Raw genomic sequence first — 17208 nt, 5'->3', positions numbered from 1 at the left:
GGATGCTCCCCGGCCGGCTCCTCCGCCGGTGCGTCGATGATCCCCGGCGTATGGCCCATGAGCCGGAAGCGGGCAATACGCCGCGATTCCGCCTCATAGCTGTTGACCGGGAAGTTCGACTCACTACGCCCGCCCGGGTGGGCGACATAGTAGGTGCAGCCGCCCAGACTCGCGCGGTTCCAGGTGTCGACGATCTCGAAGACCAGCGGACCCTGGGCCGGGATGGTCGGGTGCAGACCGGAGGGCGGGCTCCAGGCCTTGAAACGGATGCCGGCCACGAACTCCGCCTTGCGCCCGGTGGGGCGTAGCGGCACGCGCCGTCCGTTGCAGGCGAGCACATGACGGTCGCCGACCATGCCGTTGACCTTGACCTGCATCCGCTCGACCGATGAGTCGACAAAGCGGGAGGTCCCTTGCGCGGTGACCTCCTCACCCAGCACATGCCAGGGCTCGATGGCCGCGCGCAGTTCCATGTGGATGCCGTTCTCCGTCGCCAGGTCCCCGTAGTGCGGGAAGCGGAACTCGAAGAAGGGGTCGAACCAGGCGGCCTCGAAGGGGTAGCCGGCACGCCGCAGGTCACAGATCACGTCCTCGAAGTCCACCCGGGCGAAGTGCGGCAGCAGGAAGCGGTCGTGCAGTTCGGTACCCCAGCGCACCGGCTTGCGGACATAGGGTTCCTTCCAGAAGCGCGCGACCAGGGTGCGCAGCAGCGCAATCTGCGCCAGGCTCATGCGCGCATGCGGCGGCATCTCGAAGCCGCGGAACTCGACGATGCCCTGCCGTCCGGACGCGCTGTCCGGCGAGTAGAGCTTGTCGATGCAGAACTCGGTGCGGTGGGTGTTGCCGGTGACGTCGGTCAACAGGTTGCGCAGCACCCGGTCGACGATCCAGGGCTGGGCGACCTCGCCTTTGGGCATCTGCTGGAAGGCGATGGCCAGCTCATAGAGCCGGTCGTCGCGCGCCTCGTCCACCCGCGGGGCCTGGCTGGTGGGGCCGATGAACATGCCGGAGAAGAGATAGGACAGGCTCGGGTGGTGCTGCCAGTAGGTGATCAGGCTCTGCACGAGATCCGGCCGGCGCAAGAGCGGGCTGTCCGCCGGGGTGGGGCCGCCCAAGGTCACATGGTTGCCGCCGCCGGTGCCGGTGTGGCGCCCGTCGAGCATGAACTTCTCGGTGCCGAGCCGGGCGAGGCGCGCCTCTGCATAGAGGATATTGATGTCGCGCACCAGGTCGTCCCAGGACTCGGCCGGGTGGATGTTGACCTCGATCACGCCCGGGTCGGGGGTGACAGCGAGCTTTTGCAGCCGGTGGTCGCGCGGCGGCTCATAGCCCTCAATGATGATGGGCATCTTGAGTTCCGCGGCCGTGTCCTCCAGACACAGGGCTAGGTCCAGCCAGTGCTCCAAGTGGGTCAGCGGCGGCAGGAAGCAGTAGAGCCGACCCTCGCGCGCCTCGATGCAGAGCGCGGTGCGCACCAGATCCGGGTGTAGTTCGTCCGGCAGGGCGACCTGGGGGTGCAGCGACTGGTGCGAATTGTCCGCCGGGGTCAGGCGGCCATAACGCGCGGCGATGGCCCGCGGGTCGTTGCCCTGCTCGCGCAGGGGCTGCGGGGGTTGGGCCGGCTGCACCACCTGGCTGTAGCGGCGCGTGACCTCGTCGGTGGGCGAGCGCAAGGAGCTGACCGGTTCGAAGGGGTTGCGCTCCGGCACCTGGTCCAGCTCGGCCTCCGGCAGGTAGGGCAGGCTGTCGAGCGGCAGGCGGAAACCCATGGGTGAGTCGCCGGGGACCAGGAACAGACGCCCGTCGCGGAAGGTCCACTTACCGCTCTTCCAGCCGCCCTGATCGCCGAAACCCCACCAGCGCAGCGGCAGGGCGTAACCGGCGGTCTGGTTCAGCCCCTGGTCGAAGAGCCGGGCGAGGCGCTTGCGCTCATTGGGGTCCTTGAGCTTGTTATCGAGCGGGTCGACATTGGCCGGCAGCCGTTGTTCCTTCCACAGGTAAAACCAGACGTCCTCGTAGGCCGGCTCGGCATGCGCCGGGTCCACGCCCAGATACTTGGCCAGGGTGCGGATGAAGGTCGCCGCCTGCTCGGGGCCGTGACCGTAATCCTCACTCTCCAGGCCGAACAGCGCGGGATCGCGCCACACCGGCTGCCCGTCCTTGCGCCAGTAGCAGGAGAGCGCCCAGCGCGGGAGTTGCTCCCCGGGGTACCACTTACCCTGGCCTATATGTAAGAGCCCGCCTGGGGCATAGTGACCCTTGAGTCGCAGCAACAGGTCCTCGGCCAGGCCCTTCTTGGTGGGCCCGAGTGCGGCGATGTTCCACTCGGCCCCCTCCATGTCGTCGATGGAGACGAAGGTGGGTTCGCCGCCCATGGTCAGGCGCACGTCGTTGGCCTTCAGCTCCGCGTCGACCGTGTGGCCCAGGTCCTCGATGGCCGTCCACTGCTCATCGGTGTAGGGCTTGGTGACCCGCGGGTCCTCGTGGATACGCCGAACCTCGTTGTGGAAATAAAATTCCACCTCGCACTTGTCCATGGCCCCGGTGATGGGGGCCGCGCTGGAGGGGTCGGGCGAGCAGGCGAGCGGGATGTGACCCTCGCCGGCGAAGAGCCCGGAGGTGGGGTCCAGCCCGATCCAACCGGCACCGGGGCAGTAGACCTCGGTCCAGGCATGTAGGTCGGTGAAATCCTTCTCCGGCCCCGAGGGACCGTCCAAGGACTTCTGGTCCGCGGTGAGCTGCACCAGATAACCGGAGACGAAGCGCGCGGCGAATCCCAAGTGACGCAGCACCTGCACCAGCACCCAGGCAGAGTCCCGGCAGGACCCCTTGGCCAGCCCCAGGCTCTGCTCGCAGGTCTGGATGCCGGGCTCCATGCGGATCACATAGCCGATGGTTTCCTGGAGCCGCTGGTTGATGTCGACCAGGAAATAGACCGTCTCCCGCGGCGTGCGGTCGACCCCGGTCAGCCACTTGGTGAGCAGCGGGCCGCGCTCCTTGATCTCCATGTAGGGCGCCAACTCCTTGCGGAGCTGCTCGTCATACACGAAGGGGAAATTGTAGGCGTACTCCTCCAGGAAGAAGTCGAAGGGGTTGATCGTGAGCATCTCTGCGATCACGTCCACTTCCACCGAGAACTTGCGCATCTTCTCCGGGAAGACCAACCGCGCCAGGTAGTTACCGAAGGGGTCCTGTTGCCAGTTGAGGAAGTGCTCGGCCGGTTCGATCTTCAGCGAGTAGGCGCGGATCGGGGTGCGGCAGTGGGCGGCCGGGCGCAGCCGCACCACATGGGGAGACAGGTTCACCGGGCGGTCGAACTGATATTCGGTCTTATGATTGATCTGGACGAGGATCGACATGGAGGGGGTCCGGACTCCGAGGTTGGGCGCAGGCAATAGGGCGGGGACGCAGGATTTGTTCCAGTATAACAGCCCATGGTAACGGGCTGGGTCGCCCGCGTCCATGACGGTTTGTGCCCCAAGACGGGGCGATGGATCAGGGGCTTGGGTCACAAGAAGATGAGTTTCGGAAGGCGGTTACATGGTCCGTCGCAGATCGCATCTAGTCCTGGCGCATACACTTGGCGCCCCCACAAGGCGCGCTTCGGCGGGCACGTCAGGTATCGCGGGTTTGGCAGGGAGCACTTGAAAAGTCAGCCTAAAGCCACATTTCGACAAAATATCGTTGAAATGTCGATTATCTGTGGTAAGGTTCCCCGCATGCTGCACAGTTACCGTTTTGCCAATGCCTTTTCTTTTCTGGACGAAACCGAGGTCTCGTTCCAGGTCAATCGTCATGTTCAAGACAGCGGACTGATCGCCCAAAATGCGTCGGGGGCTCGTCTGTCCAAAGTCATGGCAGTGGTTGGCGCCAACGCCAGTGGCAAGACCAATCTACTGAAACCACTGGCATTTCTCAACTGGTTTGTCGGCGGCTCTTTTCAGGTGAAGCCCGACGCAAAGATACCGATCGACTCGCATTTTTTTGCCGATTCGAGTACCAGTACTTTTCAACTAATTGGTGATATGGCTGGGGACATTTGGCGCTATGAGCTCGAGCTGATCCCGGAGCGGGTTTTGCGCGAGGCCTTATACAAGAAAACCAGTCGCTCTTTCAGTTTTGTCTTCGTGCGAGAGTGGAACCCCAAGACCAAGAATTATGACATTACGCAGCAGGGATTTGGGTTTAGCGCACGCGAGGCTGGCAAGGTGCGTCAGAATGCCTCCTTAATCAGCACGGCGGCCCAGTACGGGGTTCCCTTGGCAGTGCAGTTCGCCGGGCTATCCTTCCGTTCCAACGTCGAATTCTCCGGGCGAAATTCCCTCGACGGTCTTGTCATTGTCAATGCTATGGAGGTTTTCAAGCGCACGGGGCGGTTGCGACTACGGATGGTTGATCTACTTAAGGATTGGGACCTCGGTCTCGCCGATGTCGTTTTCCGGAAGATTGCGACGACGGAGCCGTCCAGCGGGACCAAGGCCGAGGTTGATCTACCCTTTGCAGTTCATCGCAATGGCGAACGGAAGGTCGAGCAGTTGCTGATGCAGGAGTCCAGCGGAACCCAAAGCGCATTTGTGCTGTTGTCACAGATCCTGCCCGTCCTGATGTCGGGTGGCGTGGCGGTGATAGATGAGTTGGAGGCAAACCTTCACCCCCATATGCTACACCCTCTCTTGGGTTTATTCCTGGATCCAGAGATTAATCCATACAATGCGCAGGTTATATTTACCTGCCACGCATCAGAAGTCCTTAATTTATTGACTAAGGCTCAGGTCATGTTGGTAGAGAAAGATGCGGGGCTGTTCAGTCATGCGTGGCGCATAGACACCATGCGCGGGGTGCGAGCCGACGATAACCTGTATGCGAAGTACATGGCCGGGGCCTACGGCGCAGTCCCTGGGGTTTAGGGTCCGTGGTCATTACCGGATGTGCTCAGACCACTATCCGATGCGCTCAGACCGCGATCCTGCTGATTGGCGAGGGTGCCTGTGACTGCGCCTTTCTGAATTATCTGAAACGCCTCCATGTGCCCCGTTGGTGTGGGATTTCTGTGACAGTACGCGACGCTCATGGCAAAGGACCAAATAATGTCGTGGAGTGTGCCGTTGGGCATTCTCGCAATGCAGCCTTCGATATTAGAGCTGCTCTTCTGGACACGGATCTTGAATGGCCTTCAAAGACACTAGCGTTGGCGCGGAAACACCGGATTCACCTAATTCCGGCATCTCCGTGTCTAGAAGGTTTGCTGCTCCAAATTATCGAGCGCCAAGCGCTCGATACGAATCAGGCGTGCAAGCAGCTTTTGCACCCATTGTTGAGCGGCAGGCCGACACAAGCGGAGAGCTACGGTGGTCTCTTTCCGAGGGAACTTCTTGAGCGTCGGCGGGCGGACGTTCTCTCCCTTGCCGGTCTTCGCGATATTTTAGAGGGTCGCCGACCGAGACCCTGATTACGACTGCCGTTCGCGAGTCGAAGGCACTGCGTGCTCGTTCGCGAATCTCACCTTGGGTACAGGGGTTGCCGTGTGGCCCAGCGGGTTGCACTGTTTCGGCCCGGCGGCGGCGCCGATTGTGCGATCTTGGGGCGGGTGACTGAGGGCACGACCTGACCAAGACTACGATGAGACGGGTCCGGTGCGGGGTTGCAGCCGCCGCGGAACGACCGGGCGCAGCCGTTCGATCTTTGGCATATTTCATGCTTTAATGCCAGGTAAGATCCCCAAGCCACGAGGAGCCCGCACCATGCTGAGGCAATTCCAATCCGGTGGCGGCGGCCAGACCCAGTCCCAACAGGCTGGCCCCGCGATGGCCTACCACGAGTTCTACAGCGACAATTTTCTGCCGCGCGAGCACTATCGCCCCATGTGGGAGCACATCCAGGGCACCGGGCAGCAGATGCTCGGTGCCAAGGCGCGCGAGGCGCACCTTGCCCTGCACACCGAGGGTGTGACCTTTACCGTCTACTCCGACCAAGACGAGGGGATCGAACGTGTCTGGCCCTTCGATATCCTGCCGCGCATCATCACGGCGGACGAATGGACCATGCTGGAGGCGGGGCTCAAGCAGCGTATCCGGGCGCTCAACCTGTTCCTGAAGGACCTCTACCACGGCCAGCGGATACTGAAAGACGGGGTCGTGCCGCCCGAACTGATCTACCGCGGCAAGGACTTCCGCCGCGAGATCATGGACATCGATCCGCCACACGACATCTATACCCACATCAGCGGGGTGGACCTGATCCGTGATGAGGCGGGGCGCTATCTGGTCCTGGAGGACAATCTGCGCACGCCCTCCGGCGTCTCCTACATGATCGAGAACCGGATCGTGGAGCGGCGCATCCTCCCGGAGTTCTTTGCCCGCTACAAGGTGCGCCGGGTTGAACACTATCCGGCCCTGCTGCTCCAGGCACTGCGCTTCCTCTCCCCCCGCGGCCCGGACGAGGCTACGATCGTGGTCCTGACTCCCGGCATCTACAACTCGGCCTATTTCGAACACACCTTCCTGGCCAAGGAGATGGGTGTGGAACTGGCCGAGGGGCGGGACCTGGTGTGCGAGAACGATAAGGTCTACCTCAAGACCACCCGCGGGCTGCGCCGGGTCGACGTGGTCTACCGGCGGGTCGACGACGACTTCCTGGACCCCCTGGTCTTTCGGGCCGATTCCACCTTGGGGGTCGCGGGCATCATCGATGCCTGGCGTGCCGGCAATGTGGCCCTGGTGAACGCCCCGGGCAGCGGCATCGCCGACGACAAGGCGGTCTATGCCTATGTCCCCGAGATCATCCGCTATTACCTGGGGGAGGCGCCGATCTTACAGAACGTGCCTACCTACCAGATGACCGACCAACAGGACCGCGCCTATGTGCTGGACAACATGGAGCGGATGGTGATCAAGGCGGTGGCCGAGTCCGGCGGCTACGGGATGCTGATGGGGCCGGCGTCCACCGCCGCCCAGCGCGCCGAGTTCGTCAAGAAGATCCATGACAACCCGCGCAACTACATCGCCCAACCGGTGGTGCAGTTGTCGCGGCACATCTGTTATCTGGACGGTGAACTGGAGTCCCGCCACCTGGATCTGCGCCCCTTCATCATCTACGGGAGCGACATTGAGGTGGTCCCCGGTGGACTCACGCGCGTGGCCCTGACCAAGGGGTCCTTGGTGGTCAATTCGTCCCAGGGCGGCGGCAGCAAAGACACCTGGGTCCTGGCTGACTGACATGTTGAGTCGTATCGGCGAATCGCTGTATTGGATGACACGCAACCTGGAGCGTGCGGACGATACCGCACGCATCCTGGATATCAATGTCGTCTACATGCTGGAAGCGGATGAAGGCGCTACCGAAGAGATGCAGTGGCAGCCGCTGCTCAACATCGTGGGTGCCGACGAGATCTATCCGGTGCGCTATCCGGACAAGCGGGTGACGGTGCCGCGGGTCATTCATCTGCTGACGCAGGAAAAGGACAATCCGGGTTCACTCTACAACAGTGTGCGACTCGCCCGGGAGAACGCCCGGGTGGTGCGTGACCGCATCTCCAGCGCGATGTGGGAGGCGATCAACGAATTCTGGCTGTCGGTCGACAAGCATCTGAAGACCACCCTCCAGCCCTGGCGGGCAGCGGAGTTCTATGCCCATGTCCACCGGGAGGTTGCGACCTTCTACGGACTTGCCCAGAGCACCATGATCCGCGGCGAGGCCTACGGTTTCACCGTGCTTGGCACGCTACTGGAGCGCGCTGACATGACCGCCCGCATCCTGGATGTGCGCTACCACCTGTTGCTACCGGATCTCAGTCTGGTGGGTTCGTCTCTGGACTATTATCAATGGGGGGCGTTGCTCAAGTCACTCTCCGGGTTCGATGCCTATCGCCGCCAATACCATGGCGGCATTCGTCCCATCGAGGTCGTGGAGTTCACTATCCTCAACCCGGATTTTCCGCGCTCTCTCACCTATTGTTTGAATGGCATGGAGCGGGCGCTTGCGCGCATCGGCCTGGTCGAACGGGGCGAGGTGCCGCAGGCCCTGCAGGCCCTGCGGCAACACTTGGCCGTGGCCACTGCGCATGCCATCCTGGACCAGGGGCTGCATGAGTATCTCGATTGCTACCTGGCCTTGTTGGCAGGGCTCGCCACCGCGCTGCAAGCGGACTATTTCGAGGCGCACCTGGGAGACGTGTCTTGAGGTACCGGATCGAACGCAACTGCGACATCCGCTTCCCCACCCCGGTGCGGGAGCACCATTGCCAGATTCGCCTGGCGCCCTGGGAGGACGGCAGTCAATCACTCACGCGTCTAGACCTGCGTGTCTCGCCGCACGCCGACCCGGTCGCCCGCTATGACGGCTTCGGTAACCTGGCGCACCACTTCGCCGTGCTCGATGCCCACCGAGAACTGCGGTTCACACTTACCGCCGAGGTCGAGACCCGGCTGTCGAATCCCTTTGACTTCGATGTTCTGAACCCGGCCCGGGAGCGCGCCTGGCTGCTCGATAGCATGCACCAGGCCCCGCGTCTGTGGGACTTCGTCTACCACCAGGGGCGCCTGACACCCAAGCTCCCCGAGTTGATTGCGGAGCGCCCGACGCCGGTCTGGCAGGAGGGGGTGCCGGTGCTCACGCAGATCCAGGACGCCTTCGCCTGGGTCCATGCGCTTGCGGCCTTCGCCCCACAGGAGGCCGAGTCGGTCACCGACCTGGATGTTCTGTTCCAGGCGCGCGAGGGCACCGCCGCGGACCTGGCCCACCTGCTGATCGCCCTACTGCGGGGCTGGGGGCTGCCGGCCCGCTTCGTCTCCGGCTACCAGGATGCCGCCTGGTTCGACCCAGACGACGAGGCCCCGGCGGGCACGCCGCCGCGTCCCCAGATGCTGCACCATTGGGCGGAGGCCTTGGTCCCTGGGGCCGGTTGGCGCGGCTTCGACCCCGCCTTCGGCCTGCTAGCCGACGACACCTACATCCGGGTCGCTGTGGGACGCGACGCGGGCGACGTCAGCCCCCTGCGGCACACCAGCAAGGGTTCCGGGGACCGCCCGGAGCTGACCGCGACCCTCAGTGTGACCCGCCTGGACGGCGCCCCAGGCGTTTGAGTTCACGAGCGCTCGGTTGGGTCGCGGTGTGCCCGCCGCTCAGGTCTGAGACTCGCCGGGGCGGCTCCGGCGGGCGCCATCCCGGCACCGCTCTTCATCCGGGGCCCGGACGCGTAGCTGAATCTCCTGGTCCACTGCTTCTGCTTCCCCGCAGGTCCGGAGGAGGACGCCCGCCGACCCCGCCGGGGCGAGAACGCCAGGGGTTGGGTTCATCTCGACGTGGAGCGTGCCCTGGTGGGGCGCGGCTTCAACGGCCCGGGGCCTGGGACCCGGGGCGCGGCGGGGTGGTCGGGCTGGTGGTGCCGCCCGCACGGCCGATCGGTCGGCCTTTCTGATCCCACCTGTACCCTGTTCGTCGTCTGGCCGGAACTGGACGCCGCCGCGCGGCCCCGCAACCCCTACCAGGGAGCGCCCGCCGTCCCTGCCAGCCCTCGACCCGCACTCCAGCCGCAGTCGTATGGCCGTATGGGGTATTCTTAGCGATTGGGTGAGTGTAGCGTGCCTCTGCATTACGCGGATGCGCGTTTGCTCTGACCCAGGGCGCCGGTGGGGCGCCCGTGGCGGGAGTGCTCGGCTACAATGGTTTGCGCGCGTGGCCGGCCGGCAGCCGACGTTGCGGGGAGTACGGTTATCCTTGATTCTCCAGGTCCCCGCGCGCGACCGGTCATTCCAGGGGATACCTGACAGGAGCGAACTGGGGCAGATGAACGATGAACTGACCAAGGGCAGCGGCGCCGGGGTGGACCCGCAGGCGACCCATATCCAATCCGACCCTCAGGTGGCGGCCGAACCGGAACGCCACCCGGACCCGTCCGCGACCAACTCCGCGGCGCCGGGCAGCGGAGCGTCCCAACCCCCGGCTGAGACCTCACTCCCCCCCGGCGGCATCCTCCCCGGTACCCTGCTGGTCAACACCTACCGGGTGGAGCGCCTGTTGGGGGGCGGCGGGATGGGCGAGGTCTACCTGGCCCAGCACGCCGGACTCGGCAGCCTGCATGCGGTCAAGGTGATCCGCCCCTCAATGGCGGCCAACCACCAGGTCATGGACCTCTTCTACCGGGAGGCCAAGGTCTTGCGCGGCGTGCATCACGATGCGATCGTCAGCTACGAGGGATTCGTGCGCGACGCCAAGGGGCGTGACTATCTGGTCATGGAATTCGTGGAGGGGGCCTCACTGGCGGAGCGGCTGCACCAGGGGCCGCTCGCCCCGGATGAGGTGATGACGCTGCGCGACCGGCTTGCCGCTGGATTGGCCGAGGCCCATCGCCGGGGGGCCATCCACCGTGACATCTCACCGGACAATGTGATCATGCCCGGCGAGCGGGTGGAGAACGCCAAGCTCATCGATTTCGGGCTCAGCAAGCTCACCGACCCGACCCAGCAGACCATCATCGGGGATTCCTTCGCCGGTAAGCTGCGCTTCGCCGCCCCCGAGCAGTTCGGAATGTTTGGCGGGGCGGTCGACGCGCGCACCGACATCTACAGCTTGGGGCTGGTGCTCGCCGCCGTCGCCTTGGGTCGCCCCCTGGATATGGGCAACAATTTCGGTGACGCCATGCGTGCCCGCCTGACGGTGCCGGATCTGTCAAAGATACCGGCCGTCATCCAACCCTGGCTGGCCGCCATGCTGGAACCTGATCCGGCGCGCCGACCCGCAAACCTGGATGAACTGCTGATTCGTTGGCCCGCGGTCACGCATTTGCGGCCCGGCGTCGCGGCTGGTGTGAAGAAGCCGGCCGGGGGCGCGAAGGCGCGCAGCGGGGTCATCATCGCGGTGGCAGCCGTCCTGGCCGTCCTGGCCGTCGGCGCCGTACTCGCGCTCTGGCTGGTTCCGCGCCAGCCGACGAACGCCGATGAGCAGGCCTTCCAGGTCGCACGCGACGGCAATACCGAGGCGGCGTACGGGGCCTATCTGGCGACCTGTGCGGCGCACGGTTGTGTGCACGAGGCCCAGGCACGCCAGCAGTTGAGTGCGCTGTCTGCGGCGCGCGAGGCGGCGCAGCGCCCAACCGCCGATGACCGGGCCTTTCAGACGGCGCTGGCGACCAATACCGAGGCGGCTTACCAAAGCTATCTGAGCGCTTGTCCGGCGACCGGTTGTGGGCACCAGGCGGAGGCCCTACAACACCTGAGCGATCTGGCGGCGCAGCGCGCGACGCGCGAGCGCGGTGAGCGCGAACGCTTGGGGCAGACGCCAGCGGAGCGCCAGGCGGCAGCCGAGCGCCAAGGCGCCGATGACCGTGCCTTCAAGATCGCTCGGTGGGCCAAGACCGAGGCGGCGTACCGCACCTATCTCGATGGCTGTGTGGCGAACGGTTGCGGGCATCAGGCGGAGGCCCAGGAAGCCCTGGACGCGCTGGTGGTGGACCGCGAGGCCCACGAACGTGCCGAGCGGGAGCGGCTGGCGCAGGGGGCCACGGAGCGCCAGGCGGCAGCCGGACGTGAGGCCGTGGAACGCCAGGCAGTGGCCGAACGTGAGGCTGCAGAACGCCAAGCGGCAGCCGAACGTGAGGCAAACGCGCGCCGGGCGGCAGCCGAACGTCAGACCGCCGAGCGCCAAGCGGCCGATGACCGCGCTATGAGTACCGCGCAGGCGGCCAACACTGAGGCGGCCTACCGTGCCTATCTGGATGCCTGTGCGGCAAACGGTTGCGGGCACCAGGAGGCGGCGCAGAAATCCCTGGACGAGCTGGCGGCACAGCGCGCGGCCCGTGAGCGTGAGGGTTTCGCACAAGCGGCCGCGGAGCGTGAGGCGGCAGCGCAGCGCCAAGGCGCCGCCGACCCGAGCGATCGCAAGAAGGTGCAGGTCCAGTTGGCGGCGGCACAAAAGTTTATGGAAAAACGCAATATCGTGGCCGCCCGCCGGGCACTGGATGAGGTGAAGGGATTGGATCGAGCGGGCGCCGTCGATGCTTTCCGGCAGCAGCAGACCGTGATACTGCAGGCCGCGGCCCGTGCCTTCTTGGAGCACCGTCATTCGGAACTGGCCAAGCAGATCCTGGATGATCTGACCAAGTGGGATCCGCAAGCGCCCGAGACTCAGGAGCTGCGCGACCGGCTGGCAAATCAACACTGATCAGCCGGTGCCCGCCCAGGTGGCGTTCAACTCAGACGAATCCTTTCAGGACCGTCTGGGTCTCCTCCCGCGCAATACGTGGCCCCAGTGTGGTGACCAAGCGCGCGGAGGCGGCGGAGGCCAGGTCGCCAGCGCGCTGGTGGTCCCAGCCCTGCGTGAGGCCGTAGAGGAAGGCCCCGGCAAACATGTCACCGGCGCCGACGGTGTCCACCACCTCCACCTTGTTGCCGGCGATCTCGATCAGCCCCTGGCCGTCCCACACCAGGGCGCCCTTGGCCCCGCGGGTGATGGCGAACTCCCGGCCGATGGTCTTCAGATAGTCCACCGCCGTCATGAGATCCGTGGTGCCGGCCATCCCCATGGCCTCCGCCTCGTTGGCGAAGATCAGGTCCATGCCGGGGCCGATCATGTCCAGGAGCCCGTCCTTGAAATAGGTGACCATGTTGGGGTCGGACAGCGAGATGGCGGTGCGCACGCCGGCCGCCTCGGCGATCTGGCGCGCCAGGATCGAGGCGGCGCGGGCGGCGGGGGAGGTGACCAGATAGCCCTCGGTATAGAACCAGTCCGAGTCGCGCAGTGCCTCCTCCACCAGTTCGTTGGTCGAGAGGTTGCCGCTGACCCCCAGGAAGGTACACATGGTGCGGTCGCCGTCGGGCGTCACCAGCACCACGCAGCGCCCGGTGTGGCCCTGCTCCTTCTCGGTGTGGTGGTTGGTGTCCACGCCACCCTCGAGCAGGTCGCGCATGTAGAAATGGCCCAACTCGTCGTCCGCCACCTTGCAGGAATAGTAGGCGCTGCCGCCGAACTGGCTGAGCCCGATGACGGTGTTGGCCGCGGAGCCCCCGGAGGCGCGCTCGTGGTGGTGTGTGCCCAGGTGCAGCATGATCTCCAACTGCTTGGCCTCGTCCACCAGGGTCATCACGCCCTGGTCGATCCCGAGCACCGCGAGATCCGCGGGGTCCACCTCATATTCCATGTCCACCAGGGCATTGCCGATGCCGTAAACGTGATAGCGCGCCATTGGGTCTCCAGGGTCTGTGGGTCAAAGCGCGGCAGTTTACCGCATAAGCGCGCCGGGGCGGGGGCAGTGGGGCAGGCGGGACGCGGAGCGCCCGGGCTGGATGGCCACGCGGCGCTTGGGCACCAGATCAGTCTCGGACCCTGCCCGGAGCATCGGCGCAGCTTCGGGCCGGTGCGGGTGTTGTGCGGGGGTTAGTCAAGCGACTCGCCTTCGCGCGCCTCGGTCGTTGTCACGAAGGCGATGAGGGCGGTCACTCGCTCCCGCGCGGGTCCATTCAGGTTCGTGCCGAAGTGTGGGTCATAGTGCTCGCAGTCATCTGCCGCCAGCCGGTAGCCGTCATAAGGCGTACGCCGCTGGCCCAGGTAGAGGGCGAGGCCCTCTTCAATGAGCAGTAGGTCCTTGTTCTTGATGATGCGTACCCGCCCCCACGGGTGATCCCTAAAGGTATTTTGGAAGGCCACCAGGCGCCGTTGCAGCACTTCGGTGGCGGTCCACCCGGGCATCGGTTCGGACAGGGGGCGCTCCGTCAGCAGGGCGCGCGCCTCTGCGAATAACTCCGCGGTCTCGCCCGTTGCCGCGTCCCCGCGGGCGGCGGCCCGCTCCGCGACCCAGAGCCCGAAGGCGCGCAGGCGCCTGGGGTGTTCAAACCACTTCTTGAGTACCGTGAGGCGCGTGGTATTCGCGTGTCCGGTGCTGTCGATCTCCGCGATGATCGCGGCGAGTTTGTCTTGGATGCGTGGTGGCATAGGTTCTACTCGGCTGCGCCGGCGCTCACAGCCGAATCCCTTCGGCCGTGATGCAGTTCGCCCGTCGGAGCGGCTTCAGCCGCGACGAGGCCACGGCCGCATGTGAGGTCGGGTCGCGGCTGAAGCCGCTCCCACCGGGTCCCGGCCTGACTTTCACGGCAAAGCCTCCAGTGGCCGGAACCACGCTCAAGGCCACAGAATGGGCTCACGGATTGATTCATGGCTATCCCAATCCGCCGGCTCAGGACGGCGGGCAATGTTGGTGGAGCAGGTGCTCGACCAGGGCGGCCTCGGTGGCGATCTCCTGGTTGTTCGGGGCCAGGGTGAGGGCGCGGTCCAAGAGGGTCTTGGCGGCCCGGAGCGAGGCGCAGGCGGCGGCTGGGTTGCCGCGGGTGATCTCCAGATCGGCGAGTTGGCGTAGGCACACGCCCTTGTTGCCGAGTACGAACCCCTTAAGGCGTTGGGCCGTGACGTCATCCGGCGCCCGGGTCAATGCCTCGTCGCAGGCGGAGATCGTGGCCGTATAGGCGGAGTCCGCCCCCGCGTGATCGTTCAAGCCCGCGCGCAGGTCGCCGAGGCACCCCTGCGCAATACCCTTTTTTCGGTAGGCCATGACGTCATCCGGCGCGCGAGTCAGGGCCTCGTCGAAGGCGGCGATGGCGGCGGTATAGGCGGACTCGGCCCCCGCGTGATCGCTCAAACCCGCGCGCAGGTTGCCGAGGCTCCAGAGCGCGCTGCCCTTGTTGTTGTGGGCCATGACGAGATCCGGTGCCCGGGTCAGGGCCTCGTCGTAGGCGGCGATGGCGGCGGCATAGGCGGACTCGGCCCCCGCGTGATCGCTCAAGGCTGCGCGTAGGTCGCCGAGGCTCCAGAGCGCATTGCCCTTGTTGTTGTGGGCCTGGACGAGCTCCGGCGCCCGGGTCAGGGCCTCGTCATAGGCGGAGATGGCGGCGGTAAAGGCGGTCTCGGCTCCCGCGTGATCGCTCAAGCCCGCGCGCAGGTTGCCGAGGCTGTAGAGCGCATTGCCCTTGTTGTTGTTGGCCGCAACGTCATCTGGCGCCCGGCCCAAAGCCTCGTCATACGCGGCGATGGCGGAGGCATAGGCGGACTCGGCCCCCGCGTGGTCGCTCAAGCTCGCGCGCAGTTCGCCGAGTCTGACAAGCGTGTTGTTCTTGACGCCTTGGGCAGCGAGATCATCCGGTGACCGGGTCAGGGCCTCGTCAGCGGCGGCGATGGCGCCCGTAAAGGCGGTCTCGGCCCCCGCGTGATCGCTCAGACCCGCGCGCAGTTCGCCGAGCGCGCAGAGTGTGGCGGCCTTGCTGGCGTATGACTTCACCTGATCCGGCGCATCTCTGATCGCGCGGTCGAAGCCATCAATCGCGTCCCTCAGCGCCGCTGCGGCAATCTGGTGTTGGGACCGTGCGTTGGCCAATTCGCCAACCCGCATGGCAACACTCCCCCGTGCGTGCGGCGTCTCCAATTGCAGCACCGGCCGCAGAGCCGCAAGCGTTTCACCCAATCCATAGCGCAGGTCGGCGAGCGCCTCGCTCATGACCTGGAACCACTCCAGATACCCCCGCTCCCACTCCTGCCGATTGGCATGATAGATCGCTTCGGCAACGGCCTCCGGCTCGGCCTCTGCCCGCTCGCGAAAGATCGCCTCCAGTGCCGCATGGGCGGCCAGTGTCTCCTCGGCCGCCAGTTCGGCGAGTACACGTCGCAGCAGTTCGTGGATGCGGTAGCCCCCGCGCCCGGGCTGCGGCTCGCGCCAGCAGAATGAAAAACCGGTCAGGGTCTGGAAGGCGGGGGCAGTGGCGTGGAAGTGCAGCCGCTCGCCCAGGTCATAGAAGAGCCCGGCGTCGAAGCGGCGGGCGGCGGCCAGTGCCTTGACCGCGTAGGCCAGCTCTTCCGGGCAGTAGCGCAGCAGCCGGGTGGCCAGGGTGCGGCCCTTGTCGGCCATGAATTCCGCCGGGCCGTCACCGGGGGCCACGTCCGGTCCGGCGGCGAAGTCGTCGGCGGTCAGGGTCTCGCCGCGGGCGTGTGCCTGCAAGACCACATCGGCGGCCAGGCCCAGGTAGAGCGGGTGGACCTGGCCGGGCTCGACCTCGGCGCAGCGGATCAGGGCGGCGCGTAGGGCCGCTTGGTCCGGCGGCGGGGTTGGTCGGGTCATGGGCTCCAGGGCGTGGATCAGGTAGTCTTGCGCGTCCGGGCGCTCCAGGTGCCCGACGAGTTGGGTGTCGATGAGGTCGCGGGGGATGGGGGTCTCAGGGGCCTCGGCCCAGCGCGGCGGCTCGCGCCCGGCGACGGCGACGACGAGACCGCGGTTGGGCCGATAGAGCTCGGCCAGCAGCACGCGCAGCCATTCGTCCCGCTGGAAATAGGAGTCGGTGGACTGGAGGTGGCGCTCGGTGCCCCAGAAGGCCTCGTGGGTGTCGATGAGCAGCACCAGGCGCGGCGGGGCGCCGGGGAGTTGCATGGCGGCGTTCAGGTCCTCGCCCAGGATGCGCGGGAGCTGGTCGCGCAGTTCGGAGCCGGGGTCCATGGCCTGGAGTGTACGCAGCCGCGCCTCGTCCAGTCCGCGCTTGGCCAACCAGAGTGCGGCATCGGTCTTGAGGTGCTTGCCGAACAGGCCGATGACCTTGGTGGCGAGGCTGACAGCGGAGCTGGTGGTCAGCAGGTCGATGAGGGCGGCGGCGAAGTCGGCCTCTTCCTGGGGGAACAGCGTCTTCAGGCGCTCGGGCGAGAGTTGGCCGCGCTGGCGCAGGAACCGCATGACGGCGTAGTCGAAGAGCGGCAGCTTGAGCCGGTGGGCGCCGAGCCCGCGGCGCAGCATCAAGAGTGCCGACCAGTCCTCGCGCGGGCGGTCCTCGCCGGTGTCCGCGGCGCCGAGGTCGTGATAGAGGTAGGGCACTTCGGCGGCCTCGCCCGCCGCCTCGAAGGCCGCGATGAAGGCGGCATCGTCGGCGATGGCGTCGAGCCGCTGCCAGTCGGCCGGTGCGAGGCGCCGGCAATACCCGGTGGCGAGCCGCTTGAGCAGCAGCGACTTGCCGTTGCCGCCGTCGCCGTGGAAGAACAGCAGCCGCTCCGGGGGCGGGTCCGTATGTAGAGAGCGCGCGAACAGCCGCCGCTCGGCCAGGCGGTCGGTGAAGAGCCGCAGGGCGCGGTCGTTCTCGGTGATGCTGGGCGTCTCACGGATGGGCATGGGGGGCGGCTCTGGGGCGGTCGTGTGATGATCTTACCAGGCTGCCGGGTGGTCGGCGGGACGCAATACGTATGCCGCGAAAG

General features: G+C 65.9%; 9 protein-coding genes. 5 read left to right on the top strand and 4 right to left on the bottom strand.

The genetic code is table 11. The features are described from left to right. Positions 1-3359 (bottom strand): transglutaminase family protein (locus QZY44_RS00590; protein ID WP_295440744.1); only part of this gene is annotated, 3359 nt, incomplete at its 3' end. Between the two features lie 360 nt (positions 3360-3719). Here QZY44_RS00590 and QZY44_RS00585 point away from each other — a divergent pair. From QZY44_RS00585 to QZY44_RS00565, 5 genes are all read left to right on the top strand, one after another. Next, entirely contained in the window at positions 3720-4907 is a 1188-nt protein-coding gene (locus QZY44_RS00585; RefSeq protein ID WP_295440741.1) for an ATP-binding protein, read from the top strand. An 834-nt stretch (positions 4908-5741) separates the two neighbouring features. Beyond that, positions 5742-7214: a circularly permuted type 2 ATP-grasp protein gene (locus QZY44_RS00580; RefSeq protein ID WP_295440738.1), complete on the top strand. Its 1473-nt coding sequence runs from the start codon at positions 5742-5744 to the stop codon at positions 7212-7214. A 1-nt stretch (position 7215) separates the two neighbouring features. Beyond that, on the top strand, positions 7216-8178 hold the full coding sequence (locus QZY44_RS00575) for an alpha-E domain-containing protein (RefSeq protein WP_295440736.1): 963 nt from the start codon (positions 7216-7218) through the stop codon (positions 8176-8178). Continuing rightward, positions 8175-9080 carry a transglutaminase family protein gene (locus tag QZY44_RS00570; protein WP_295440733.1) on the top strand — a complete coding sequence of 302 codons (906 nt, stop codon included), beginning with the start codon at positions 8175-8177 and terminating at the stop codon, positions 9078-9080. Before QZY44_RS00575 ends, QZY44_RS00570 begins: the two co-directional genes overlap by 4 nt. 703 nt (positions 9081-9783) lie before the next feature. Continuing rightward, complete coding sequence (locus QZY44_RS00565) at positions 9784-12156, top strand: protein kinase (RefSeq protein ID WP_295440730.1); 2373 nt, start codon at positions 9784-9786, stop codon at positions 12154-12156. Positions 12157-12187: 31 nt separating this feature from the next. Here QZY44_RS00565 and QZY44_RS00560 read toward each other — a convergent pair whose 3' ends face one another. The 3 genes from QZY44_RS00560 to QZY44_RS00550 all read right to left on the bottom strand — a co-directional run bounded on the left by QZY44_RS00560 (position 12188) and on the right by QZY44_RS00550 (position 17125). Further along, positions 12188-13177: an adenosine kinase gene (locus QZY44_RS00560; protein ID WP_295440727.1), complete on the bottom strand. Its 990-nt coding sequence runs from the start codon at positions 13175-13177 to the stop codon at positions 12188-12190. Positions 13178-13368: 191 nt separating this feature from the next. Continuing rightward, the gene (locus QZY44_RS00555; RefSeq protein ID WP_295440724.1) at positions 13369-13923 is read right to left on the bottom strand and encodes a hypothetical protein; all 555 of its coding nucleotides are present in this window, start codon (positions 13921-13923) and stop codon (positions 13369-13371) included. A gap of 241 nt (positions 13924-14164) precedes the next feature. Beyond that, complete coding sequence (locus QZY44_RS00550) at positions 14165-17125, bottom strand: tetratricopeptide repeat protein (protein ID WP_295440722.1); 2961 nt, start codon at positions 17123-17125, stop codon at positions 14165-14167. Between the last annotated feature and the right edge of the window lie 83 nt (positions 17126-17208).

It is taken from the genome of uncultured Thiodictyon sp. (assembly GCA_903837595.1).
Lineage (GTDB): Bacteria > Pseudomonadota > Gammaproteobacteria > Chromatiales > Chromatiaceae > Thiodictyon.
This window is presented reverse-complemented; position numbering and strand designations above follow the sequence as displayed.